This is a genomic window from Paenibacillus sp. N3.4 (assembly GCF_008017805.1).
GTDB lineage: Bacteria > Bacillota > Bacilli > Paenibacillales > NBRC-103111 > Paenibacillus_E.
Window position 1 is genome coordinate 1 of sequence record NZ_VRTT01000090.1, and the last position, 23,266, is coordinate 23,266.

A 23,266-nucleotide genomic window follows, 5' to 3' on the forward strand; every position below is an offset into this window, starting at 1 on the left:
CGAGTGGGATTGCCCCGAATGTGGAGCGCATCACGACCGAGACTTGAATGCAAGCCTGAACATCCTTACCGAAGGCAAAAGACTGCTTACTGTGTAATCCCCTTACACGAACTGTCGGAACGACAGGGTTAGCTTGGTAAACTTCTCTTCGTTAGAAGAGACTACCCAAGAATCTCGTGACTTTAGTCATGAGAGGTTCAATGGGTGAAGGTATGTGAAACGGATTCTTTTATTGAATTATAAGCATAAGGTGGACATTGCTATCAGCATTTCTAATTATAAAATAAGTGCTTTCAATGCTACAATGTTATTATCCGATTATGCTTATAGGTTTAATAATACGGAAGGCGAGGTTTTGGAAATGAGCCATATTTACAGCAATTTGACAGAGTTGATTGGCAATACACCCCTGTTGGAGCTCTCAAATTATAATAAAAGACAAGCTATAGAAGCTAGATTAATTGCGAAGCTGGAATATTTTAATCCAGCAGGAAGCGTGAAGGATCGTATTGGCTTTGCCATGATTAAAGAGGCTGAAGCTGCTGGGATAGTAAATAAAGACACCGTCATTATTGAACCGACGAGCGGGAATACCGGAATCGGGCTAGCGTTCGCAGCGGCTGCGCTAGGTTATCGATTAATCATTACCTTGCCTGAATCCTTCAGTGTGGAGCGTAGGAAGCTGCTAAAAGCGTTAGGAGCAGAATTGGTCCTCACTCCGGCATCCGAAGGTATGCAAGGTGCAATTCATAGAGCAGAGGAACTGGCTGCACAAACGCCGAATTCTTATGTTCCTCAACAATTCAGTAACCCTTCTAATCCAGAGATTCATAGGAAGACAACGGCAGAAGAAATCTGGAAAGATACGAATGGTGAAGTAGATATTTTCATAGCAGGTGTAGGCACGGGGGGCACAATAACCGGCGTTGGAGAAATACTGAAGCAGAGAAATCCCTCTTTGCAAGTGATTGCCGTTGAGCCTTTTGATTCGCCGGTTTTATCCGGAGGAAAACGGGGTATCCATCACATTCAGGGCATAGGTGCCGGTTTTATCCCTGATAATTTTCTGAGATCTGTTGTAGATGAGATCGTTACGGTAAGAAATGAAGAGGCCTTTATTACGGCTCGTCAACTCGCCAAAATTGAGGGATTGCTGGTGGGCATCTCATCCGGCGCGGCTGTATATGCGGCTACCCAGATAGCCAAACGACCCGAGAACAAGGGGAAGACCCTTGTAACTATCTTGCCTGACACAGGGGAACGGTATTTATCTACACCTCTTTTTCAAGAAGAATAGTGTATAGTTTTGGCAAATGTGAAAATAGACCCATTATGGGGTCTATTTTTTTCGATTTTAGCAAAACTTTATGAAAAAAGGCATCCATTTTCCGCCAAAATATGATAGGATTCGAGATAATAGATACAAAATAGGTCGGATTAATTATATGGATGCAGGAGGATGAAAATGCGTAAATTAAAAGTTTTACTCAGTGTTTGTTTATTGTCAGCATCTATGCCCACTTCTGTTTGGGCAACGGTCAATCTGGACGCCGATAACAATGGTGTTGATATTAAGGATATCGTCCGTGTGATTCAAGATAGCCAGGCGGCAAGTGAAATCACTGGAAAAACATCATTTGATAAATCAGATATTAGAGGCCTGTTGGAGCAAGTGAGCCCGGTAAGAGTAACGGTACCAAAGTTTGGAACTATTTATGGGGTAGTTAGGGACGAAATGGGTGCGGTAGGCGATGCTTGGGTAACACTAGGTGACTCAAAAATCAGAGTTCAAACTGACGAATTTGGAAAATTCATGTTAGCAAATGTACCTGTTACCTATGGATTAAAAATTAAAGTAACGAAGTCGGAATATATCGACCTTTACTCAGAGCCGTTCAACATTTTTGCGGGCAACGTACGGACGTTAGATACTTTGATCCTAAGTAAAATCCCCACCTATGGATCGGTATCGGGCTACGTATACGGACCTGATAATCAGCTTATAGCTGGAGCGGCTGTAACCGTGGATGGCGGTAGTGCTGTGCTCGCGAGCACGAATGGAAGCGGGTATTTCTCTATTCCGCAGCTCAGGACGGGGCTTCATGACGTTACCGTAACAAGCGGAACTTACGAACCCGTTACTCAAACCATCGATGTGAAGGCTGGGAATACGGTCATAACTAGCTATAAATTGGATCAGGGTAGTCAACCTGTTATAACCGGTAGTGTAAAAGGTGTAGTAAAAGATGTGGACGGCATCTATCTGCCTGATGCTCAAGCCACGATTACAACGGTAACAGGCAGCACATATTGGATAAATTCCAATTCTAGTGGTCAATTTGTTATAAATGGAATTCCTACAGGAATTGTGGATCTTACGATAGCGGCAGCAGGCTATGTGGACCGGCACTTCAATGGCATTACCGTGACTGCGAACGAATACGATGCAGGTACAATAACGCTGGCTCGACAGGTTGGTGGTATTGCAGGCCAAGTCGTGAATGGATTTAATCAACCTATCGCTCATGCTCTGGTAAGCGCAGCGACGGCTAATAATGTGATAGCTAGTGTGGAAACAGGAAATGACGGTCGTTTTCTATTTAGTGGTATACCGACAGGTTTGGTAGAGCTTAAGATATCTGCAAATGGCTACGAAACGATGACTTTAGGTGGTGTTACTGTCAGTGGAGGGTCTACCTCACTAGGAAAAACGATTGCCCTAACGCCTATTGCGGAAGCCCAAGAGGGGAGAGTTACGGGGTTAGTCAGAGATTTTCGTGAGTCAGACATGTCGGGTGCTTCTGTTACTATTAAGGATCTGCAGAGCAGCTATGAACAGACGGTACAAGTGGATAGCGATGGAAACTTCCTTTTTGAACACGTGCCAGCGAGTGAAAGTGCAAGTTACACCATCTTCATGCAGCAAGCAGGATATTATATGTTACCGATTGATTCCTTTTCCGTTTATGCTGGACAAACTGTGGAGCACAACTTAACACTTATTCCTGATGTCGGTAGTAATGAAGCTGATCTAAACGCTGCTCTTGAGAAATATGAGTTTACTATTAAAGTAAATAGTTTTGGTGGCTATACTGGAATCATACATCGGGCTATAGAGCAAAGGTATTATTTATCGGATGGTTTGGAAGGCCTAACGGCTTTTGTGAACAATGGTGAAGGGTTTATGCAGGCTTTGCAAAATGAGAATGTTTCCAAAATTTATGTGACGAATAATTTAAGAGTTGTTAAAAACTTCGAATTTTTCGATCGGCCCATTCAGATCGTAAGTAATTCGGGGAAGGTCATTGCATTTGACCATTATCTCGAGACTAATCATTTTATGACGGAAAATGTAGTACTGAGCCAGCCACCTATGCTAGGTGAAATATATATATCTAATGAGAATATGTTAATAGTATCAGCTGATAAAAACGCAAATCTATATCTTGTTCCTGCCCTTACTGAGGGGCAATATGATTTCAAGATGATCTTATGGAATGCTGTACGTACTGCAAGCGCTCAGGGAGGAGAACAGACCTCCATGGATATATCCAACCTTGCAGAAGGACAATACATGGTTTATGCAATTGATGGACTGAACCGGATTTCACAACCATCCAATGTTATCTACATTCCAACGTCGCAATATCCGTCTGTTCCAGATTGGGCACACTCAGGTTGGAAGGGTATACCAATAGCGCAAGGCTTAGGGACTAAGCAGGTCGCTTTAAATTTTGAAGTGAAGGATGCAGAGGGTCGACCACTCACAAGTTATACCGCTTCCGACTTCAGTGTAAGAGTGAACGGAATGTTTATATCGCTTTCTAACTCAGATGTATTCTCAGGATTTTATTACAATGACGAAAGTAAGACGTACAATGTTATCTTCAAGGGTACTGATCATGCAGCTGAGTATACCTTGAGCGAACTAAGCGTGATGGGTACGCCAATTCAGGCTGCTCCATTACAAATAACTACACCTGGAGCAGGAACTCCAATTCAGTCCATTAAGTTGAGTTTGAATGAGAATACGACACGAATAGAGGCCAATGGATCGTTTGGGCTAAGGATTATCATCCAACCTGATTCAGCCACAAATAAGGATATTGTTTGGAGTCTTGCTCCAACAAACATTGCTACGATATCGGAAGGCGGATACGTTAATACGAAAGGTTTAGGACCAATAGCCATTACAGCTACCAATCCTTTGTCAGGCGTAAGTCAGACTTTATATCTTACTGTTGTAGATAAACAGGTCGCTCTATCCAAAGTTCAATCTTACGCAGCAAGTGGTGGTAATGCTCCGTTAACCCTAGAAGATTTGAAGGATACGTGCGTGGGTAACATTGTAGATAGCGCTTTTGATAATTATAAAAGGGCATTGATTGCGCAAGGAGCAGCATTTCAATATGCATCTAGCTTTGAAGTTGATACTTTAATTAGATCAATTATTAAAGATCTTACCGCCTTGTTAAATCAGGCACTTTATGATTAACAGAACAACGCTGAAGCCTGGAACGCTATCAGTGTAGAGGATATGCGTGCTAACGGGGTTTACAATGTAGATTCTACCAATCTTTCTCGTGTGAAAAAAGTATTCTTGGATGTATTTTTTGCAGAAGGAAAGCCTTTAGGGTTAACACAACTTATTAGCCTAGCGGATCTGGTGCCTAGCTTCCATGTTACCGGTTACCATCCTACAACGTACGCTACCCAGATAGATAGCCAACATTTGAAAGCAGATGGATCTAATGTTGTTGTAAAATTCAAGGTAGCGAATATGTTTGGTAATGGAATTACAAAACTTACAGCAGATAGAGTAAAAGTGAGTCTGGATGCTGTTCTAATTGCTTTGAACCATCCATCGTACTTTGCCAATTTTACAGATCTGGGTAATGGATTGTATTCGTTTGAGGTTTTGGATACTGCATTGAATAGTCCTTTGACATTTAGCAATTTGACCATTCAGGCAGGGTATTCCGATCTTTCGATTGCCCAAAATCTAGTTGTAAGTAAACAAGCAGCATGGATCGAGAGAGCTGCTGCTTCGAATAACTGGACAGGAATTGATGAAAGTTTCTTTACGACAGGTGGGTTTCTTGGAGTCGATTCCTCGAATGAAGCGTACATAAAGAGCCAATTGGTGCTGGCATATAAGGCTCATGGCAACGAGCTTACGAGAGAGTCAATCCAGCGGATTATTAATGGGGTAGGCTTGTTGAATAGCTCTACTGTAGTTTCGATTGGAGACAAAGATGAATATCGTCTTGTTTTCAAGCAAAATGTGTTCGGCAGCGCCTACTATTCGGTAACGGCTCGAAATGAATTAGGCTACTTAACTACCGGCGGCTCCAGCAGCTCAGCAGCTAATTACAATTTTATATTCTCACGTGCAAGCGCATATCCGGTCGTACTAAGCTATGTGGCCACAGAAACAGAGCATATTGTGTATGCTAGTGATAACTCATTCGTACCTGATTTTGAAATCATCTTTATGCATGCACCTGATTGAAATAGGATTAAAGATACTTACGACGACTCCTATATGATTATCGAACTAAGACCTAAAAAATGGATAGAGTTCTCAGAAAGCTCTGAGGCTCTATCCATTTTTTTACGACCATCCTAAGTGGTCTCGAAGAGAAGTAATATGGGCAATATGATGACGACCATGCCAGGCGTAAATCCCAATATTTAAACCTAATGTAACGATGCCTGAGTCGGGGTGGATGAAGGTTTTCTCAAGGTCCGAAGGTTGTAAGCTTCGAAGCAAAACAACCCATCTGCCATGTAATGAGGCTAGAAGTGACAAGGAAATGTCTACGGGCAACCTCGAATCGGGAAGCTCTGCCCACTTCTCTTCCATATAAGGTTTAATGGTAGGATTATCTTCCGTAAGCGCTAATTTAAAGCGAGTATAGCTATTGATATGGCTATCGGCAAGATGGTGAACCACTTGGCGAAGGGTCCATCCGCCTGGGCGATAAGCCGTATCCAGTTGGTCATCGCTCAAATTCTTGACCGCTTCTTTGAGTTGGGCTGGGGCAGCTTCTATATCTTGAATCCATCCAGCTATGACTTCGCTAGTCAAATCACCTTCGTACGCAAACGGGCCAATCGGATAACGTAAATCTATCATTTTGTTTATTCCACCTTTCTATCCGGTCATTTTAAAATCAGAAAAAATCGCATGTAGGTGCTTATGAATGCGCCCGAACGATTTATGTTTAACGATCACACGTTAAGTTTAAACGATATCAGTTGAAAAATCTTTAATCGTGAAAACCAAAAACAGAAAAAGAGGTAACAGCCAAGAGTCCTTGTGCTGTTACCTCTTTAATTATTCACAAATTGACAGGAGTGTGTATAGAACTCCTATTTCTAAAGCAATTCGCGACGTAATTCTTCGGCTGATTTAGGGGAAAGAAGCCCCAGTGGAATATCAAACACGGTTCTAGCGCCAGTTTGTCCATCGCTGCTTAAGCGGTAGGCCGCTCTCGCGTAGGCCACAAGCACACTTGCCGTAAACTCTGGGTTGCTCTCAAGTTTCAAGCCAAACTCCACGATTTGCTTCGTTCCTGCACCCGTAATTCCGCTGCGGATAACGAATCCACCGTGAGGCATACCTTGGTGCTCAGCTTGCAGCTGCTCTTCGGAGATGAAGGTTACCGTCGTGTCATAGTCAGAAAAATAATTTGGCATAGTGACAATAGTTTCACGAATTTTCGCTTGATCAGCGCCCTCTTCAGCTACGATATAGCACTCGCGCAAATGTTTTTCGCGGGTCGTGAATTCAGGTGTTTCGCCTGAGCGTATACGATCAATTACTTCTTGCACAGGTACTGTGTACTGAACGCCCGCTTTCACGCCAGGCACTCGGCGAATTGCATCGGAATGGCCTTGGCTGACCCCTTTGCCCCAGAACGTGTAATCTTTGCCTTGAGGCAGGATGGCTTCTGCCAGAAGTCGGTTGAGCGAGAATAGACCTGGGTCCCATCCCGTCGAAATAACACTGAGCGTTCCGCCCTGTTTAGCCGCGGCATTCACAGTCTCATAGAACTCAGGGATTTTGGCATGCGTATCGAAACTGTCAACGGTGTTAAAAAGGCTGGCGATGAAAGGCGTTTGCTCCGGAAGGTCGGTCGCTGAACCACCGCAAAGGATCATCACGTCGATCTGTTCTTTATACTGTTCGATCGTGGAAATATGTTCGAAACGAATTCCCTCTTGAGCTGCTTCCAATTGGACAGGCTCTCTACGTGTAAATATGGCGACAAGTTCTAAATCCTTGCTTTGCTCAATAGCAAAACGTACGCCTTTACCCAAATTTCCGTAACCTACAATACCGACCTTAATGGTTTGTTGCAAAATAAATTCCTCCTCATGCTATCTTAGCTTGCTAGTGTCTCAATAAAAGTATACAGATATAACACCGAATGTAAAATATATAATCATTAAAAATCGAAAAATAGCACAAAAACTCAAAAAAATGCTAATAGATTATTTTATAATAAAGAGGAGACTTTAAGCAAAGGACGAAACCCTATGAATTATTATGAAAGAATTCAACAGGCTATCGAGTACATCGAAAGCCAACTCCAGGAAGAAACCAGCATAACCGACATTGCGTCTAAGGCCTATTTTTCTGCCTTCCATTTTCAACGAGTTTTTCAGGCGATCTCCGGATTCACAGTGCAAACTTACATTCGCAAGAGGAGGTTGTCGGAGGCCGCTATTTTACTTGAAAATACGGAACAGAGTGTATTAGAAATAGCTGTAGCTTTTCAATATCAGTCACAAGAGGCATTTACGCGGGCTTTTGAAAATTGTTTTGGCCTGACGCCCGGTAGATATCGGAGAAACCCATCGAGTGTGACCAAACAAGCGAAAATAAGATTTCTTGATTTACAGACAAGGAGGATCGGAGATGTGGATATGAAGAAACCTACGATTATTCAAGTAGATCCCATTCCTATCATTGGACGCGCTTATGAAACCAATTTGAATAATGATAAGCATTTTGAAGAAATACCGGGATTTTATCATGATTTTGGGGTAACGGAAAGCTACTTGCGAATTCCTGGGCAACGTACCCCGGGCATGTCGTATGGGATTGCCTGCAATTTTGAAGCGAGCGGGGCTTTTACATTTATTGTTGGGGAAGAAGTACATAAGCAAGCAAACGAGCTGGAGCAGGGTTTTATAAATTTTGAAATCCCAAGTGGTAAGTATGCCGAGTTTGTTGCTCATGGCCCTCATGGGCTTGTACAAGATACGAGAAACTATATCTACGGAACATGGTTAGCCAATGCGAATTACGAGCGGACAGATGGACCTGATTTTGAGATTACCGATGTGATGAATTCTACGTTTCCACATGACCTGAAAATTAAAATTTATATCCCCATCAAATGAGGGCACCACTTATCTAAAAGGCCACGAAAGGGCAGCTATTGCCGCCGTTTCCGTGGTCTTTGAATTTCATACATTGTGATTAATGGGAAACGACAAGTCCTTCCGGTTGCTCCTCTACGAGCAGCTTCTCTTTGCCCATCGCCATAGCAGCAGCTAACGCCAGTACAGCAGGAATGATCCCCCAAGCGAAGGTGACCACAATGGAGGAAGAGAGCCCTTCTGTAATTTGGCTTAGCACCTGGCTTGGTATTTGGATACGGGTTACAGGGTCGAGAAGGGCATGCGGGTCTTTGAAGTCTAGCCCTTGCGGGATAGAACTTTGACCGCTGCCTGCAAACGTGTCGGTTAAATGTCTTGTTAACGAGTGACTCTGAACAATTCCGAATATCGTAATGCCAATTGTCATGCCGAGTGAGCGGAGGAAATTCAACGTCGAACTCGCGGCGCCACGCTGATTAGGGGATACAGCGTGAATGGCTGCATTACTTAGTACCGAGAAAGACGCCCCAATGCCTAAACCAACTAAGATCATATAGATGGTAATGAGTAAACGTGTAGAATCTGGCTGCAAGGTGGTAAGAAGCGAAATCCCAGCTACAAGCAAAATGAGGGTAGAAATGAGTACGGTTCGATAGGATAATCTTTGGATCAGGAATCCTCCAGCGGTCGCTGTAACCACGGTGCCGAGCATCATAGGCAGCAGCACGAGTCCGGAATTCGTTGCAGTTCCACCGAGAACGCCCTGAATAAAAATCGGAATATAAACAGATGCGGTAATAAAGGCAGCACCGCTCAGCATGGCAATGGCATTGTTGATGCATAGAGACGGTTTCGGAACATTCGGAAGGAGATAATAGGCTCCTCCGCCCGTGTTTCTACATAGAGGAAACTGACTGCAAGCAAAGCAAACCCAGTAAATAAGCCAAGGATTTGGATGGAATTCCAGTCATATTGCTTACCGCCAAGCTCTAAGGCGAACATGAGGCAGACGATGGCGCCAACAAGCGATAGAGCGCCTGCCCAGTCGATACGTTGTTTGGCATGCTGAAGCGATTCCTTGTAGAAGAAGGCAATGAGGATAAAAGCGACCATGCCGAGTGGTAAATTAATATAGAATATCCATTCCCACTTGATATAGTCGGTCATATAAGCGCCAAGTAAAGGGCCGAATATACTCGACATCCCGAAAATAGCCCCGAACAAGCCTGTAAGCTTACCCCTGCTTTCCGGTTTGACCGTGTCAAACATGATTGTGAAAGCGATCGGTACCAACGCACCCCCGCCAATTCCTTGAATCGCCCGGTAAATGCTTAATTGAATAATCGAAGTGGCTGTGCCGCATAGAGCGGACCCTAGCATAAACACAATGATTCCGAAAATGAAGAAGCGCTTGCGTCCATACATATCAGATAATTTGCCGAAAATGGGCATCCCAGCCATTTCGGCCACCATGTATGCCGAGGTTACCCAAACGAATTTATCGAGTCCTCCAAGGTCTCCAATAATAGAGCCCATCGCCGTTGCTACGATGGTATTATCCATCGATGACATGAGAATCGCGAGCAGCAGTCCTGCTAAAACGATTCCTGTCTTATTTGTTGATTTCATTGTGTGATCCATTCCTTTCTTGAATCCATGTTTATAGTTGAAATTATACAGCTCTAACCTGACAAGAGTCTGTCAGGGTTAGAGCTGATGCTATTTTTTCACGAATCTTTTTATGTAAGAGACATGGAAATTCACTCACCCATCGTCTCTTCTTTATTTCATGGAGGGGCAGAATCCCGGATTTCTTAGGCATAGCTGCTGTACATACTGGGGACTGCGTTTAGCAAGCTCCGCGAAATAACTGCCAATGGCATGATTAGCGGAGACAGAACCTGCTTGAAAGCTCAGTTCGACCGCTTTCTTGACATGAAGATAGTGATAAGTTTTGTCGGTTCGTGGCGATGTATAGAGGACCGGCGGCAGCTCTGGGACGATATCATTGATATTATAAATACGAAAGTGTGAGCCGGTCTTCTGGTTGAAAAGGCGTGCAAATACCGGGTTTCCGGCACGTGGTGAAGCAAAGGTGTAAATAGCAGGAGCTTTGAACTTGGTGTTCGCAGCTACGTCAACCGCACATAAAGCAGTTAGCGCTCCGCCAAGGCTATGTCCTGTAATATAGAGAGCTTTCTGAGCGGAGAGTTTGTTGAGTGCTGTTAGGATTTGTTTGCGGGCGGAGGAATAAATATCGAGAAATCCTTGATGCGCGAGTCCCCCTTCCTTGGTATAGGGATACGGGGTCTGTCTGGCGATGGCATCGGAAATCCAGTCGGATTTCGTATTAGTCCCTCGAAAAACGAGAACAACGCGATCATCAGATTCGGCGATAAAACCAAACCATTCTTTCTTTCCGAAAAAAGAGGTCGCTTTGAAGGCGGCAACTACCTCGTAGGGGGTTGGAACAGTGAAGGAACCGTCAGCGTGTTCAAATTGGTTGTAGCTCTGGCCGCACATCGCAGCCAGGAATATTGCTGTCCTTACATCTAAGCTGTCATTGGCCATCTCGAGTTCCTCCACTTACAGGATGCTGTTAACCTATATATATGGAAAACATGGATACCTATCTTCGGACAGTTGCCTATTTTTTTAGAGACTTTAAGCTTGCTGATGTGTAAGATGAAGGAAAGAGCTCAGTTTGAAGAGACAGAGATGATAGGGATAGGAGATGAGAGAAATGATGAATGTGGAACAGCTGTTTGAAGGGAAAATTGGAGAAGAAGTTAGCCTGCCGGAGGGAGAAATGATCTTCCGAGAAGGTGACGCAGGGCAGCATATGTATATGGTTTTAGAAGGTTCCGTCGAGATTCGACTTGAGACTGAAGGGAAGCAAATTACAGCAGCTAAGCTTTTGCAAGGGGATTTTTTCGGAGAGATGTCCCTCCTGGAGGGTTTGCCTCGGAGCGGCACAGCTGTGGCAGTCGAGGATTGTCGGCTTGTACTGCTGCATGAAAAAGATTTCCTCGAATTGCTGGCTGCTGATCACACAATTGCGTGGAGGATCATGAAAGCCTTGTCTTCCCGTATACGGCATGTGAACCGCGAGCTTGTGCAGCGTGTAGGCAAAGATTTGCAGGAGGTAGCGTTACAGCTCCATGACCATACAGAAGGTGTGGTAGCGGGGATTGAGGCGATTGCCGGCTCCGCAGGAGAGATCGAATTGAATGAGAAGCAATTAGCTGAGGAAATCAAAGAGGTTGAGCAAATATCGAAGCAGATCGGTTCCAGCATGGCGTTTATTCGTACCGTAGCTACCCAGACGCATATTCTTGGGCTCAACGCAGGGATTGAGGCAGCAAGGAGCGGGGAGTATGGACGGGGCTTTGCGGTTATAGCGGAAGAAATTCGTAAGCTCTCTGCTCAATCCAAAGAAAATGCTGAACAGATTGCCTATTTGATTGAGCAAATAGGAAGTAAGATGGCTGCGATTACGCTAGCTTCAGACAATAGCGCTATACGCAGTCATGAGCAAGCTGCCGCTACAAGCGAGATGGCTGCTGCTACTAACAAAATGAATGAACTGGCTGCCAAGCTTTCGGAGATTGCCGACTCTTTAAGAAACTAGAGGAAAAGTTGTGATTGAGAAAAATTATCAATTATAATAGAGAATCGAATAACCATTTTTTATTTTGTGGCTGTTGGATTGTCAATTCGCAAGCCTCTTAGGAAGAGTAAGGAAGAAAGGCAAGGTGTGTCAGTGTTAAAACGTTTTTTTTCATATTACCGGCCTTATAAGCATCTTTTTATTTTGGATTTTACCTGCGCGGTTGTTGCCGGGCTGTTGGAACTTGGGTTTCCGCTTGCTGTTAATCGAGTGATTGATCAACTGCTGCCAGCAGGCAATTGGACATGGATACTCTGGGCCTGCGTAGGTTTGCTTGCTGTATATGGGCTAAACACCGTTTTAAATTTTGTCGTAACGTATTGGGGACATAAGCTAGGCATCAATATTGAAACCGATATGCGGAAGAAAATGTTCGATCATCTGCAAAAGCTCTCGTTCCGATTTTATGATAACAACAAGACGGCCAATTGATGTCACGGATGTCTAACGATTTGCTTGAAATTGGTGAGGTAGCGCATCATGGCCCGGAGGACTTGTTTATTGCTGTTATGACGCTCATTGGAGCACTCATTCTCATGTTAAGCATTAATACAAAGTTAGCACTGCTAACTTTTATCATTGTTCCTTTCTTGCTGTGGATTGCGGTCTATTTTAATCAGAAAATGACGAAGACCTTCCGCCGTATGATGGGTGATCTGGCCGATATTAATGCCAGAGTGGAAGATAACATCGGAGGAATTCGTGTCGTACAGGCTTTCGCCAATGAATCGCATGAACGCAAATTGTTCGAGGATAACAACGGCCGTTTCCGCTTGACCAAGCTGCTGTCCTACAAAATCATGGCTTGGAACGTATCACTGAGTTATATCCTGATGCGATTGGTGACCGTATTTGTCCTTATTTGCGGTACTTGGTTCGTCATTGATAAGCAAATTACATATGGGCAGTTTATTGCCTTTGTTTTGCTAACCAATGTGTTTCTGGGTCCGATTCAGAAGATTAACAATGTCATCGAGAGTTACCCGAAGGGGATTGCAGGCTTCAAACGGTATGTGGAAGTCATTGATACCGAACCTGAAGTGCAGAACCGTCCAGGAGCCGTTAAAGTCAACCATGTCGTCGGTGAAATTGCCTTCAACGCCGTATCCTTTAGTTATGGTGACGAGGCACGGGTTCTAAACCATATTCAATTATCCATCCGCGCAGGAGAAACTGTTGCCTTTGTAGGGCCTTCCGGTGCCGGGAAGACGACTATTTGCAGCTTGCTGCCTCGATTCTATGATGTGAGCGAAGGCAGCATTTCCATCGATGGCATCGACATTCGCGACATTGAGCTAGAGTCGCTGCGACGTCAAATCGGCATCGTGCAGCAGGATGTTTTCTTGTTCTCCGGCACGCTGAGGGAGAACATTGCTTACGGCAAGCTTGGCGCGTCGGAAGCTGAGATTTGGGAAGCCGCGCGGCGAGCTCGGCTGGAGGACTACATCCGGTCCCAGCCGCTAGGACTGGAAACGATTATTGGCGAACGCGGCGTGAAGCTGTCCGGCGGTCAGAAGCAGCGCTTAGCTATCGCGCGGATGTTCTTGAAAAACCCGCCGATTCTCATCCTCGATGAGGCCACTTCGGCGCTCGACACAGAGACAGAAGCGGCGATCCAACAGTCCTTGGCTGAGCTGTCGCAGGGGCGTACGACACTGGTTATCGCGCACCGATTGGCGACAATCAAAAATGCTGACCGCATCGTCGTTGTGACAGAGCAGGGCATTACCGAACAAGGCGCTCATGAGGAACTTATCGCTGTGGGAGGCGTTTATAGCCGCCTGCATCAGGCGCAGTTCCGTACTTAAGTATCATAAGGCTGCAACGAGCTAGTTTCATCTAGCGGGTTGCAGCCTTTGCTGCTTGGATCGGCTGTTCCTCTCTTAATGGCCGGAAGTGAATTTGAGTCCAAGCACGCCGACCAAGATCAGAACCATAAACAAAATCCGGGTCAAACTGATCGGTTCATCCAGGAACAAGGTCCCGATAATGATCGCTCCGACAGCGCCAATCCCCGTCCATGCAGCGTAGGCTGTACCGATGGGAAGCGTCTTCGTTGCTACAGCTAGAAAATAAAAGCTGACAATCATGCCGGCGATTGTGATACTGGAAGGAACTAAACGTGTAAAACCATGGGAAAACTTCAATGAAATTGCCCATAATACCTCAAAAACACCAGCAATGACGAGATATAACCATGCCATACTCAACCACTCCTTTTGCTTAATAGCGACACAAAAAAAAGAAAAAGCCTGGAAGAAATATCGCTTAGCGATATGACTCCCGGGCTTTTTCCCCTCCGTGTCCACAACGTATCCGTTGTGTGTTTTCTCTCGGACCAGACTGGCGAAGATAGCCACGGAACCCTAGAAAACAGTATGGCGTTAGTATAGCGCGGGCTAACATGAGGTGTCAAGTTACACAATCATCCAGCCATTCAATTCGGTCATGGATGCGGCATCAATAATCGGAATGCCCGTCTGGCCCTTGCGCCAGCTGTCGAAATGTCGATCGCTTAGCGCAGATAAATCAAATTTTTTCTCATAGCTAAAAAAGTTTTCGTCATCAATCGACTGATACAAATAAAAGTCGCGCCAGACGAGCTGTCGGAGCCAAGCGGCTGAATGTTCTTGTTCCATCAAAGCTTCATATACCCAACGAATGGAGATTGCTCCTGCGTTGATGGCTGCGCTTAGCGAGCTGGTCTCCTCAAAAGCATAGAAATCGCGGCGTTGAGCATAAAAAGGGAGATGATTCGAGAAAAAGTCCCTAAGCATCTCCGTAGGTTCTTCAACCTGATCGTGTTCAAATCGTTCCATCGTGAATAGAGGTGACCATTGTTAAAATAGCCCCAATAGATCAGGCCCACCTTCCATCACCTGTAAATCTACGGTTTGTAAATCGTTTGAAGTAATGGGAGAAGAAGGTTGATGAAAAGTTTGCAAATAGGTGTTTAACTTTTTATAAAAGGGGGTATAGACCTTGTAAGGGTCACTCCTGCCTGATGTTTGTTGGAAATCCGCCAAATCGGCAAGGGTATGATCGATAAGTTTGGTTATGGTTACTCCGTGTTCGTGTGCGGCCTCTTTCAACTTGCGATCACGTATTTTGCTCCAAAATGAATAAAAGCCCCGAAAGCAGCTCATTCGACATGAGGCTTGTCTGGGCTTTATTCATCAGTTAATCAAAGAGTTTACTTGGATTCAGCAGTTAGTTGATTGTAAATATCATCCCACAGAACACGTCTGGCTGATACATACCGCTTCGCATAATAGGAATCGCTCATCTTATTCTTAACAACACCTTTGTCCGTGGCGGAGTGAACGAATTCACCGTCTCCGAGGTATACACCTACATGAGAAATGCCCTTGCCATCTGTGTTGAAAAATACGAGATCGCCTTTACGAAGGTCTTTTTTGTCTACCCAGTAGCCTTCTCCGTCTTGTTCTTTGGAGCTGTGAGGGAGGTCGATACCGAATTGATTGAACAGGTATGAAGTGAAACCGGAGCAATCAAAACCGCTAGTTGTTGTTCCCGCCCATTTGTAAGGCGTTCCAACTAATCCATCAATTGTGTCGTCGATCGAGGATTTAGACGCAAAAACACTTCCTGCACTCACACTTAAAAACAAAACAAGACCAAAAACAAGAGCAACAACCTTTTTCAACTGCTTGTCTCCTTCCGGTGCCTACGAGGTTAGCTGGAGGGTTCGGTTGAAGGTTCCCTATGATCCCTGTCTGGCAAGATCAATTCACCCGGTGTGGTTCCCCCGTTTCCCCAAGAAATGGGGAATTCGGCATGCAATATTTAGTTTTTTTGATGCTAATACTAGGATTTCGTCGTAAACATCGAAATTCCTCCTTTTCTGTGAGCTGCACGTAAAAAAATGTGTGATAATCCGCATAATAGACAAAAAAAAGCCCCTTTTTCAAGGGGATAAACGGAATTCAAGCCATTTGGGTTTATTTCGTTGTTTTTATTTGTTCATTTTAGCGGAAAGTAGTTGATATTGCGATGAAATCGCCCACATTTGCAAAAAGATGTGAAAGAGGGGGAAAAGCTGATAAATGATTAGCGCTACCAGACCTGCCCATAAGTAGGTAGCGGTTACGGTAATCCCTGCCAAAAGTCCCGAGCTGAGCAAGAGAGTCAGCGCAAGCCCAACAATCGGAAGCGCGAATCGTAGGAAGATGATGATGGTAGATAAAATGCCAAGCTTAGCTGCAATCGCGAACTGAATGTATACGAAGAGAAGATGTAAAAGAAATCCGTAACAGAGCATTCCCAGAAGCCAGGGAAGCAGTTGGAGAGCGGTCTGTTCATAAGAGGTGCTGTGAGCGAAAAGTGCCTGAGCCTTTGGGAGCAGCCAAATGAGCGGTAAGAAGGAAAGGGCTATCCGCAGCATATAGACGAAGAGGAAGGGCAGCATCAACTCCTTAATCCCTCGGAAAAAACGATACCCTGCATTTTGCTGAGAATGCGTAAGGGAATAATAAACCCCAGCCTGCAAGACAGGTGTCAGCAGCATGCGAATGCTCAAGAGAAGAACAAGAAACCAGAGATACGAATGGCTGAGATCCGTTTTGAGAAGTTGGAACTGACCTTCGGCAAGAAAGAGCTGGAGTGCTTGTTTAGGCTGTTCCCCGCCTGGAAAGCGATGCATAAGTGGGACGAGCACACTTTGTACGAACTTGTAGAGCAGGATGCCCCATCCCATTTGATACAAAAATAAGAGAATGACGGCAAAAGGCTGTTTGACTGATGCCCCAAACCCGGATTTTACATAATGGATCATGGTCATCCCTCCCAAAAGTTAATCATGAACATAATTGGCTTCGTACGTATTTATTTGAGCCGCCGTTTACCAGGCTACCCAACCGAACACAGCTTGAAGGAATTGAACGGTGCCTAGACTTAAGCGGATTTTCCATTTGGGATCCACTTGCGTTTGCATATAATTGTTAATGTGTTTGTTCTCTAGGATAAGAGAATAAGCAGGATCGATACGCACCCAGTCGATGGGTGTGGTATGTACGAGCTTGTATTCGATACTGCTTTCCTTGCCATCCCACGATTTGTCCAGCACCGTGCCATCTGAGAAATGGAACTGGATCGGCACGACGGGTGAGTCCCCACCGCGTTTGGATATGAGAATCGTGCTTTCGTACGACTCCGCGCCTTTGCTGCCTAAGGATTTAACGTTAATGCTTTCGACGCTGTAGTCGGTCATTTGTGCGCCATAGACGTATTGGTTGAAGAAGTCATCCCACTTGGTTTTGGTAATATCCTCCACGACGTTCTGGAAATCTTTCGTAGAGGGATGCTTGAATTCCCAACGTTGGAAGTATGTCCTCATAATGCGGTCCATCGTTTTGGAGCCGACCTGCTTTTCAATAGCTTTCAGAACAAGCTTCCCTCGGGTGTATACATTTTCAGCATATTGATCGTGGTCCTTGTAGGCCCAAGCATTTTGCTGTAACGAAGAAGGGGATGTAATATAGCTCGATTCAATCGGCAAATTCGGAGAAATGCCGTACTCCGCCTCCATCACTTTATCTTCTGCATACGAGGTGAAGGCTTCATCCAGCCAAGCCTCCTCGAATTCGTTACTGGCAACCAGTCCATAGAAGAATTGATGTCCGATCTCATGGACAATGACACGTTCGAGCTCGGAGTCAGGATCTTTGTCCCCAGCCCCCCAAGCCGTTACTAGCGTCGGATATTCCATGCCTCCGGCACCATTGCCGCCAGCTGGAGGTACAACGATGGACAAGGTGGAATAAGGATAAGTTCCGTACCACTGGCTGTAGCGTGATAGCGCCTTTTTGGCGGCGTACAAATAACGATCTTTCAAAGCTTGATGATTCGGATCGAGATAGAGCTTGATTTTGACACCGGGAATTTGTGCGGTAGAGAAAGGCTCCTCGACATAGACAAAATGAGGGGAAGCCGACCAAGCGAAATCATGGACATCTTCGGCATAAAATTGGTACGTCTTCGTTCCATTCTCGATGACAGCCGGTTTAATTGGAAAGCCGGTTGCTGCTACGGTGTAGGTGGAGGGCACTTGGACTTTTACGTCATACATGCCGAAATCGGCATAAAATTCGGAGTTGCCATGGTACTGATGCAAGTTCCAGCCTTCTGTCGTTCGGCCCCTCGTTCCGAGACGCTCGTAGGCAGCAACTTTGGGAAACCATTGTCCAGCCATCACGAAGTCATCGACATACCCCATTCTGGCGAAGGCAGCGGGAAGCTGGACGAGAAATTCGGTCTTGATGGTGACGCGTTCACCTGCTCCCACCGGCTTTGCGAGAGGGATTTTAAGCAAGGTATGATCATCTTTATTACCGTCATCGGGTTGTACAAATTCCATGCGCTTGCTGAGATCATTGCCGTCAATGGTTTTCACGGAAAGAAGGTCCATACGGCCTACACTGCCTGTTTTCGCTTCATCCTGACGAAGCTTTCCGCCGGATTCACGCATAAAGGTTGTTTTCTTCGACTCAAATGCATTGGGGTAAAGATGTAAGTAAAGGTCTTGTACAGGAACCGTACCTGGATTTTCCCATGTTAGCGTTTGTTGTCCTTTGAGTTGTCGGGTATCCGGGGCGTAGGCGACGTTCATATGGTACTCCGTAATGCGATAGCTAAGCGGCTCTGCTGCCTTCTTTTCTAACGGTTTGGCATCGTCGGACTGCTGTATGCCCGGTGCTGGCGCAGATGGTTCCTCCTTGGAGGCGACATGTACGAATAACGCGGAATTAGATGGGAGCAAAGCGTCAGCCAGCCATACAGCGCCTGCTGCAAGAAGCATGACAACGAACCACTGGACCTTGCGGTTTTTGAATAGATCATTCATGATATTCACCCCGTTGACAAGCATCTACAGCATGTATATGTAGACAACCTTAGGAATATTTCTGCCACGGGAAAAGAATTGAAAAAATCGCAGATAAAGCACGGTGTCTTCTCATCAAAGTCTTGCTTGAAAGGCTGCTCTTGTTCTAGAGAGTTACTTTAGCTACAATGAGAGAAAAGCAGGATTTAATTTATCTATGAAAGATCGGAAGGTGCCCATATGGAAGCGGACAAAAAGAAGCTGGCCTTAAATATAGTAAGCTCCAAAGTGAACCATAAAGGATTCGGTGCAGGAGCCATTGATCTTAGCAATGTATCCAGCATTATTATTGATGGCGATGAAGCCTATGTAGATGAAGGCGCGCTTCATGCCAAAAGCAAGATTGAGAAGGGAATTAAGTTCTCAACGAACAAAGAAGATGTGCCCAATGGCCGTAAGGCTTGGATTGTTTGGGTGGCGGTAGATCGTACAGAAGAAGGCGCGTATTATGCTGGACTGACAGCTTGTGAGATGCTGGTAGATACAGAAGCACGTAGGGGTTGGAAAATATTGGCTGAACATGTAAACAAAATGGATGCTGCCATGAAGCGCAAATTTATTCTGGATGGCTTGGAAGACGGGGAACGTTCAGCCCTTAAGAAACGACTGATCGAGCATAACGAAGAATGGTGGAATCGTACGGATCAAGGGTTAAAAGATGCGCTTTCATAAATAGCGGAGATGATCAAATGGATATTATGAACATTATGTGTCATCCATTGTTACGTTAGTGTGAACCGAGTATACTAGACCCTAGTGTATGTTACCTCATATACTAGGACAGCAAAAAGGCAGACTAAGACGCGCTTAGTTCTGCCTTTTTGTGTTGTTTTGAATCGCTGCGTCAGTCGTTCCACCAGCGTTTAATATCATTCCACCAAGAGCCGTTTTGACCTTTTGAAGCTCCTTTTTTATCCCCTGGAGGCTCGGCCTTAGCGGGTTTGTCTGTACAGTAAGTCGTTGGCTCCGACCCGGCCAGGAAGGCTTCCAGATGGGAGTTAGGGCAGTCCTCATTCGAAAGCTTGCCGCTGACCGGATCAATGTAGACGCTAGTCACACCTTGAGGAATCGGGAATAGCTTTGGCGGTATCGCCTCTAAAGATTGTTCTGTAAATTCAGCGAATATAGGGGAAGCCAGATGGGATTCTACCGTACTGATATCCCGATTCTTGTCATAGCCAACCCATACCGCGGTGGCGAGCTCTGGTGTGAAACCAACCAACCAGGCGTCCGTGTCCGTCGTTCCGGTTTTACCGGCAATAGGTCGCTTAATCGTACTGGCTACACGGTTGCCTGTACCCCCTTCTTCGAACACACTCTCCAATAAATTCGTCATTACATAAGCAACAGCAGGATCGAGCACGTTCTGCACTTGCGGGTGTGCTTCATACAAAACCTTACCATTGCATCTTCAATGCGGGTGATGGCTGTCGTTTCGTGATGAACGCCTTGATTGGCAATTGTGCCGAAGGCAGACACCATCTCTAGCGGACTAACCGGGAAGGAGCCTAGCGCCAAAGAGGGCAGTGGCTTCATTGTTGAGGCAATGCCTAACCTACGGGCCAAATCAATGACCTTGGCAGGTCCGACATCGAGAATGGTATGCACCGCATAGATATTGTCAGACTTGGAAATTGCTTGACGCATATCAATGGCCGCATTGACATATTGATCGTTAAAATTTCGCGGAGTGTATCTCTGACGGCCTTCATCATAGGTAAACACCGTGGGCTCACTTTTCACCTGCGTCACAGGCGTATACCCATTTTGCAGGGCGACCATATAGACGATGGGTTTAAAAGAGGACCCGGGTTGTCTCGTATTCGACAACACCCTGTTGAACTGATTGTCCGCATAATCGCGTCCCCCGACCATGGCTTTAATTTGTCCGGACCTCGGGTCGAGTGCCACGAGTGCGGCTTGTATATCGGGCTTGCCAGCGAGCTGCTTCGTGACTACATCTTCAGCGATTTTTTGTGTGTTTTTATCCAGGGTGGTATAAATTTTTATACCGCCTTCGTCGAACTGCTCTTCCGGAATGCCAAGTTTATCTGTTGCCAGCGAACGAACATAATCCCGAAAGTAGGGGGCTGCCGCCGGCTTTTTCTTGGTGAGAGGTTGAATCTCCAGCTTTTCCTTCCCAGCAGCATCAGCCGCGCTTTGGGTAATGAACCCGCTGCGAACCATCGTCTGCAGCACAATCTTTTGGCGATCCATCGCATTGGTCAGATCATAATAAGGTGAATAGTAGCGTGGTCCTTTCGGTACGCCTGCAATCATGGCGCTTTCGGCTAAGGTCAATTCGCTGGCATGCTTACCGAAAAACAGCTCAGATGCAGTTTCAATGCCATAAGTGGAATGTCCGTAATAAATTTGGTTTAAGTAGTTTGTGAGAATTTCATCTTTACTAAGCTGCATCTCCATTTGTAAAGCAAGTACCGTTTCTTTAATTTTCCGTGACCAGGTGCGATCATGTGTTAAATATAAGTTCCTAGCAAGCTGTTGGGTAATAGTACCTGCACCTTGGACCTTAGCCATCGCCTGAACATTCACAATGGCGGCACGGGCGACAGCTTTTACATCAACACCGAAGTGATCATAGAAATGCTGATCCTCGACCGCGAGTGTAGCATTAATGAGATAGGGTGAAATTTCGCTAAGTGAGACGACTTGTCGATTTTGTCCAGAATAGAAGGTATCGATCAGTTCGCCGTGCGTATCGTACATTTGAGACGTTTGCAGCATTTTGGTGACGGGCAGCGTTTGTGAGCGCAGATAGACTAAACCTGTGGCGGCCAGGATAAGAAGAAGAATAAAGATCGTAAAAAAGAAAGAGAACATTTTTTTGATACGGCGCATCCAACGCATGGAAGGAAGCTCCTTAGGCTTAGAACCTTTGGAGGAGTCTTTGGCGGTTTGATGTTTGTTATTATCGGACATGACGCTAAGCCTCCTTTCAGCATACGAGGAAGTCATTAGTATCCAGTATGGAAAAGCATGGCAATCCATATTCAACAATTTGTAAATAAATTTTGCGAAATGTGTAAAACCCCGAGGAAATCATTGCATTTTGGGGGTAATGAACTATAATACAATTTGTGTGTATGAAGGGACTGGAAACGGAAGTCTCTGATCGCATGACTTTTTCCAACTCGTGGAATACTGTGAACGATGCGAATGTCAGGATTTATTCATCCAATATAGAAGCGAAAGAAGGTATAAACATGGATTTGTGGTACACAGAGAAACAAACCGATAGCTTCGGAATTACAGCTAAAGTCAAAGAAACTTACGTAAGAGAACAAACGGATTTTCAAGATCTTTCCATGATTGAAACCGAAGAATGGGGCACTATGCTGACCCTGGACGGTATGGTTATGACAACGGTGAGAGACGAGTTCGTTTATCACGAAATGGTGGCACATCCTGCTTTAGTGACGCATCCGAACCCAGAGAACGTGCTTGTTGTAGGCGGCGGCGATGGCGGTGTGATTCGTGAAATTATGAAGCATCCTAAAGTGAAAAAGGCAGTTCTGGTGGATATTGATGGCAAAGTTATTGAGTATTCCAAGAAATACCTGCCAACCATTGCCGGAGAACTGGACAACCCTCGCGTAGAAGTAATCGTAAACGATGGCTATATGCATATTCATGACCACAAAAACACCTATGATGTCATCATGGTCGATTCCACAGAACCTGTTGGCCCTGCAGTAGAACTGTTCTCCAAAGGTTTTTACCAAGGCATCTATGATGCATTAAAAGAAGACGGGATCTTCGTTGCGCAAACGGATAATCCTTGGTTTAAAGCAGATTTGATTCAAACCGTTAACCGCGATGTGAAGGAAATTTTCCCAATCGTACGTGTTTACAGTGCGAATATTCCTACATACCCAAGCGGTCTATGGACATTCACACTTGGAAGCAAAAAGCATGATCCGCTTCAAGTGGAAGAAGCTTCAATTCCAGAATTCCCAACCAAGTACTACACACCTCGTTTACACAAAGCGGCATTCGTATTGCCTAAATTCGTGGAAGACTTGATTAAGTAAGATATACAATAGCCGTCAGTGACTCTTGAACAGTTTCAAGAGCTGCTGGCGGTTTTTTGAGGTTATGCCGCGCGGTTTCTCCTTTTTTCTCGCTGTAAGCACGTTTTTCGAGCTTACAGCGTCGCAAACAGGCAACCCGCCTTCCGTAACGCGGAAAATCAGCTTTACAGCTCAGGATGCCGTGCGGTTTCTCCTTTTTTCTCGCTGTAAGCACGTTTTTCAAGCTTACAGAGTCGCAAACAGGCAACC

18 protein-coding genes, 3 pseudogenes and 2 riboswitches are annotated in these 23,266 nt (G+C 45.3%); of the genes and pseudogenes, 9 read left to right on the forward strand and 12 right to left on the reverse strand.

All coding sequences use genetic code 11. The annotated features are described in order from the left end of the window. The 4 genes from FU659_RS29960 to FU659_RS29975 all read left to right on the forward strand — a co-directional run. A partial coding sequence (locus tag FU659_RS29960; protein ID WP_147947405.1) for a zinc ribbon domain-containing protein occupies window positions 1–97 on the forward strand: 97 nt, incomplete at its 5' end. A gap of 264 nt (window positions 98–361) precedes the next feature. Further along, entirely contained in the window at window positions 362–1,297 is a 936-nt protein-coding gene (gene cysK, locus FU659_RS29965) for a cysteine synthase A (protein WP_147950944.1), read from the forward strand. Window positions 1,298–1,465: 168 nt separating this feature from the next. Beyond that, the gene (locus FU659_RS29970) at window positions 1,466–4,495 is read left to right on the forward strand and encodes a carboxypeptidase-like regulatory domain-containing protein (protein ID WP_187274499.1); all 3,030 of its coding nucleotides are present in this window, start codon (window positions 1,466–1,468) and stop codon (window positions 4,493–4,495) included. A gap of 42 nt (window positions 4,496–4,537) precedes the next feature. Next, window positions 4,538–5,512: a hypothetical protein gene (locus FU659_RS29975; RefSeq protein WP_147950930.1), complete on the forward strand. Its 975-nt coding sequence runs from the start codon at window positions 4,538–4,540 to the stop codon at window positions 5,510–5,512. Window positions 5,513–5,614: 102 nt separating this feature from the next. Here the strand turns inward: FU659_RS29975 and FU659_RS29980 are convergent, their stop codons facing one another. Together FU659_RS29980 and FU659_RS29985 are read right to left on the reverse strand one after the other, a co-directional pair. Next, a complete protein-coding gene (locus FU659_RS29980) occupies window positions 5,615–6,139 on the reverse strand; it encodes a YfiT family bacillithiol transferase (RefSeq protein ID WP_147950931.1) in 525 nt (174 codons plus the stop codon). A gap of 242 nt (window positions 6,140–6,381) precedes the next feature. Continuing rightward, window positions 6,382–7,368 carry a diaminopimelate dehydrogenase gene (locus tag FU659_RS29985; protein ID WP_147950932.1) on the reverse strand — a complete coding sequence of 329 codons (987 nt, stop codon included), beginning with the start codon at window positions 7,366–7,368 and terminating at the stop codon, window positions 6,382–6,384. 177 nt (window positions 7,369–7,545) lie between these two features. Between FU659_RS29985 and FU659_RS29990 the strand changes: the two genes are divergently transcribed. After that, a complete protein-coding gene (locus tag FU659_RS29990) occupies window positions 7,546–8,415 on the forward strand; it encodes an AraC family transcriptional regulator (RefSeq protein ID WP_147950933.1) in 870 nt (289 codons plus the stop codon). A 79-nt stretch (window positions 8,416–8,494) separates the two neighbouring features. Here FU659_RS29990 and FU659_RS29995 read toward each other — a convergent pair. Further along, window positions 8,495–10,023, reverse strand: a pseudogene (locus FU659_RS29995) (MDR family MFS transporter). Window positions 10,024–10,176: 153 nt separating this feature from the next. Next, window positions 10,177–10,965 carry a lipase family protein gene (locus tag FU659_RS30000; RefSeq protein WP_147950934.1) on the reverse strand — a complete coding sequence of 263 codons (789 nt, stop codon included), beginning with the start codon at window positions 10,963–10,965 and terminating at the stop codon, window positions 10,177–10,179. 172 nt (window positions 10,966–11,137) lie between these two features. Between FU659_RS30000 and FU659_RS30005 the strand changes: the two genes are divergently transcribed. Together FU659_RS30005 and FU659_RS30010 are read left to right on the forward strand one after the other, a co-directional pair. Next, on the forward strand, window positions 11,138–12,025 hold the full coding sequence (locus tag FU659_RS30005) for a methyl-accepting chemotaxis protein (protein ID WP_187274500.1): 888 nt from the start codon (window positions 11,138–11,140) through the stop codon (window positions 12,023–12,025). A 132-nt stretch (window positions 12,026–12,157) separates the two neighbouring features. Continuing rightward, a pseudogene (locus FU659_RS30010) lies at window positions 12,158–13,872 on the forward strand (ABC transporter ATP-binding protein). A 75-nt stretch (window positions 13,873–13,947) separates the two neighbouring features. Here the strand turns inward: FU659_RS30010 and sugE are convergent. From sugE to FU659_RS30040, 6 genes are all read right to left on the reverse strand, one after another. After that, window positions 13,948–14,268 (reverse strand): quaternary ammonium compound efflux SMR transporter SugE, encoded by a 321-nt coding sequence (sugE, locus tag FU659_RS30015; protein ID WP_147950936.1) that lies wholly within the window; start codon window positions 14,266–14,268, stop codon window positions 13,948–13,950. A 74-nt stretch (window positions 14,269–14,342) separates the two neighbouring features. After that, a riboswitch (guanidine-I (ykkC/yxkD leader) is annotated at window positions 14,343–14,445 on the reverse strand. Between the two features lie 36 nt (window positions 14,446–14,481). After that, window positions 14,482–14,883, reverse strand: coding sequence for an FAD-binding domain-containing protein (locus FU659_RS30020; RefSeq protein ID WP_147950937.1), 402 nt, complete (start codon window positions 14,881–14,883; stop codon window positions 14,482–14,484). A 21-nt stretch (window positions 14,884–14,904) separates the two neighbouring features. Beyond that, a complete protein-coding gene (locus FU659_RS30025; RefSeq protein WP_147950938.1) occupies window positions 14,905–15,210 on the reverse strand; it encodes a deoxyribodipyrimidine photo-lyase in 306 nt (101 codons plus the stop codon). A 47-nt stretch (window positions 15,211–15,257) separates the two neighbouring features. Next, window positions 15,258–15,731, reverse strand: coding sequence for a C40 family peptidase (locus tag FU659_RS30030; RefSeq protein ID WP_147950939.1), 474 nt, complete (start codon window positions 15,729–15,731; stop codon window positions 15,258–15,260). A gap of 3 nt (window positions 15,732–15,734) precedes the next feature. Next, window positions 15,735–15,873: riboswitch (cyclic di-AMP (ydaO/yuaA leader) on the reverse strand. A 167-nt stretch (window positions 15,874–16,040) separates the two neighbouring features. Beyond that, window positions 16,041–16,859 (reverse strand): hypothetical protein, encoded by an 819-nt coding sequence (locus FU659_RS30035; RefSeq protein ID WP_147950940.1) that lies wholly within the window; start codon window positions 16,857–16,859, stop codon window positions 16,041–16,043. A 66-nt stretch (window positions 16,860–16,925) separates the two neighbouring features. Next, a complete protein-coding gene (locus FU659_RS30040) occupies window positions 16,926–18,926 on the reverse strand; it encodes a M1 family metallopeptidase (RefSeq protein WP_261808143.1) in 2,001 nt (666 codons plus the stop codon). A 219-nt stretch (window positions 18,927–19,145) separates the two neighbouring features. Between FU659_RS30040 and FU659_RS30045 the strand changes: the two genes are divergently transcribed. After that, the gene (locus FU659_RS30045) at window positions 19,146–19,637 is read left to right on the forward strand and encodes a YwhD family protein (RefSeq protein ID WP_147950942.1); all 492 of its coding nucleotides are present in this window, start codon (window positions 19,146–19,148) and stop codon (window positions 19,635–19,637) included. Between the two features lie 172 nt (window positions 19,638–19,809). Here the strand turns inward: FU659_RS30045 and FU659_RS30050 are convergent. Next, window positions 19,810–21,833, reverse strand: a pseudogene (locus FU659_RS30050) (transglycosylase domain-containing protein). Window positions 21,834–22,189: 356 nt separating this feature from the next. Between FU659_RS30050 and speE the strand changes: the two are divergent. Continuing rightward, a complete protein-coding gene (gene speE / locus FU659_RS30055) occupies window positions 22,190–23,017 on the forward strand; it encodes a polyamine aminopropyltransferase (protein WP_147950943.1) in 828 nt (275 codons plus the stop codon). Here speE and FU659_RS36570 read toward each other — a convergent pair. Then, window positions 23,010–23,266, reverse strand: a 257-nt coding sequence (locus FU659_RS36570) for a hypothetical protein (RefSeq protein WP_222708679.1), incomplete at its 5' end; no start/stop codon positions are given. The two genes, speE and FU659_RS36570, sit on opposite strands and share 8 nt — an antisense overlap.

Excerpts from the sequence above, each read along its gene's own strand:
- cysK (WP_147950944.1), top strand. The coding sequence starts at position 362 with ATGAGCCATATTTACAGCAATTTGACAGAGTTGATTGGCAATACACCC.
- FU659_RS29970 (WP_187274499.1), top strand. The coding sequence starts at position 1,466 with ATGCGTAAATTAAAAGTTTTACTCAGTGTTTGTTTATTGTCAGCATCT.
- FU659_RS29975 (WP_147950930.1), top strand. The coding sequence starts at position 4,538 with ATGCGTGCTAACGGGGTTTACAATGTAGATTCTACCAATCTTTCTCGT.
- FU659_RS29980 (WP_147950931.1), bottom strand. The coding sequence starts at position 6,139 with ATGATAGATTTACGTTATCCGATTGGCCCGTTTGCGTACGAAGGTGAT.
- FU659_RS29990 (WP_147950933.1), top strand. The coding sequence starts at position 7,546 with ATGAATTATTATGAAAGAATTCAACAGGCTATCGAGTACATCGAAAGC.
- FU659_RS30000 (WP_147950934.1), bottom strand. The coding sequence starts at position 10,965 with ATGGCCAATGACAGCTTAGATGTAAGGACAGCAATATTCCTGGCTGCG.
- FU659_RS30005 (WP_187274500.1), top strand. The coding sequence starts at position 11,138 with ATGATGAATGTGGAACAGCTGTTTGAAGGGAAAATTGGAGAAGAAGTT.
- sugE (WP_147950936.1), bottom strand. The coding sequence starts at position 14,268 with ATGGCATGGTTATATCTCGTCATTGCTGGTGTTTTTGAGGTATTATGG.
- FU659_RS30020 (WP_147950937.1), bottom strand. The coding sequence starts at position 14,883 with ATGGAACGATTTGAACACGATCAGGTTGAAGAACCTACGGAGATGCTT.
- FU659_RS30025 (WP_147950938.1), bottom strand. The coding sequence starts at position 15,210 with ATGAGCTGCTTTCGGGGCTTTTATTCATTTTGGAGCAAAATACGTGAT.
- FU659_RS30035 (WP_147950940.1), bottom strand. The coding sequence starts at position 16,859 with ATGATCCATTATGTAAAATCCGGGTTTGGGGCATCAGTCAAACAGCCT.
- FU659_RS30040 (WP_261808143.1), bottom strand. The coding sequence starts at position 18,926 with ATGAATGATCTATTCAAAAACCGCAAGGTCCAGTGGTTCGTTGTCATG.
- FU659_RS30045 (WP_147950942.1), top strand. The coding sequence starts at position 19,146 with ATGGAAGCGGACAAAAAGAAGCTGGCCTTAAATATAGTAAGCTCCAAA.
- speE (WP_147950943.1), top strand. The coding sequence starts at position 22,190 with ATGGATTTGTGGTACACAGAGAAACAAACCGATAGCTTCGGAATTACA.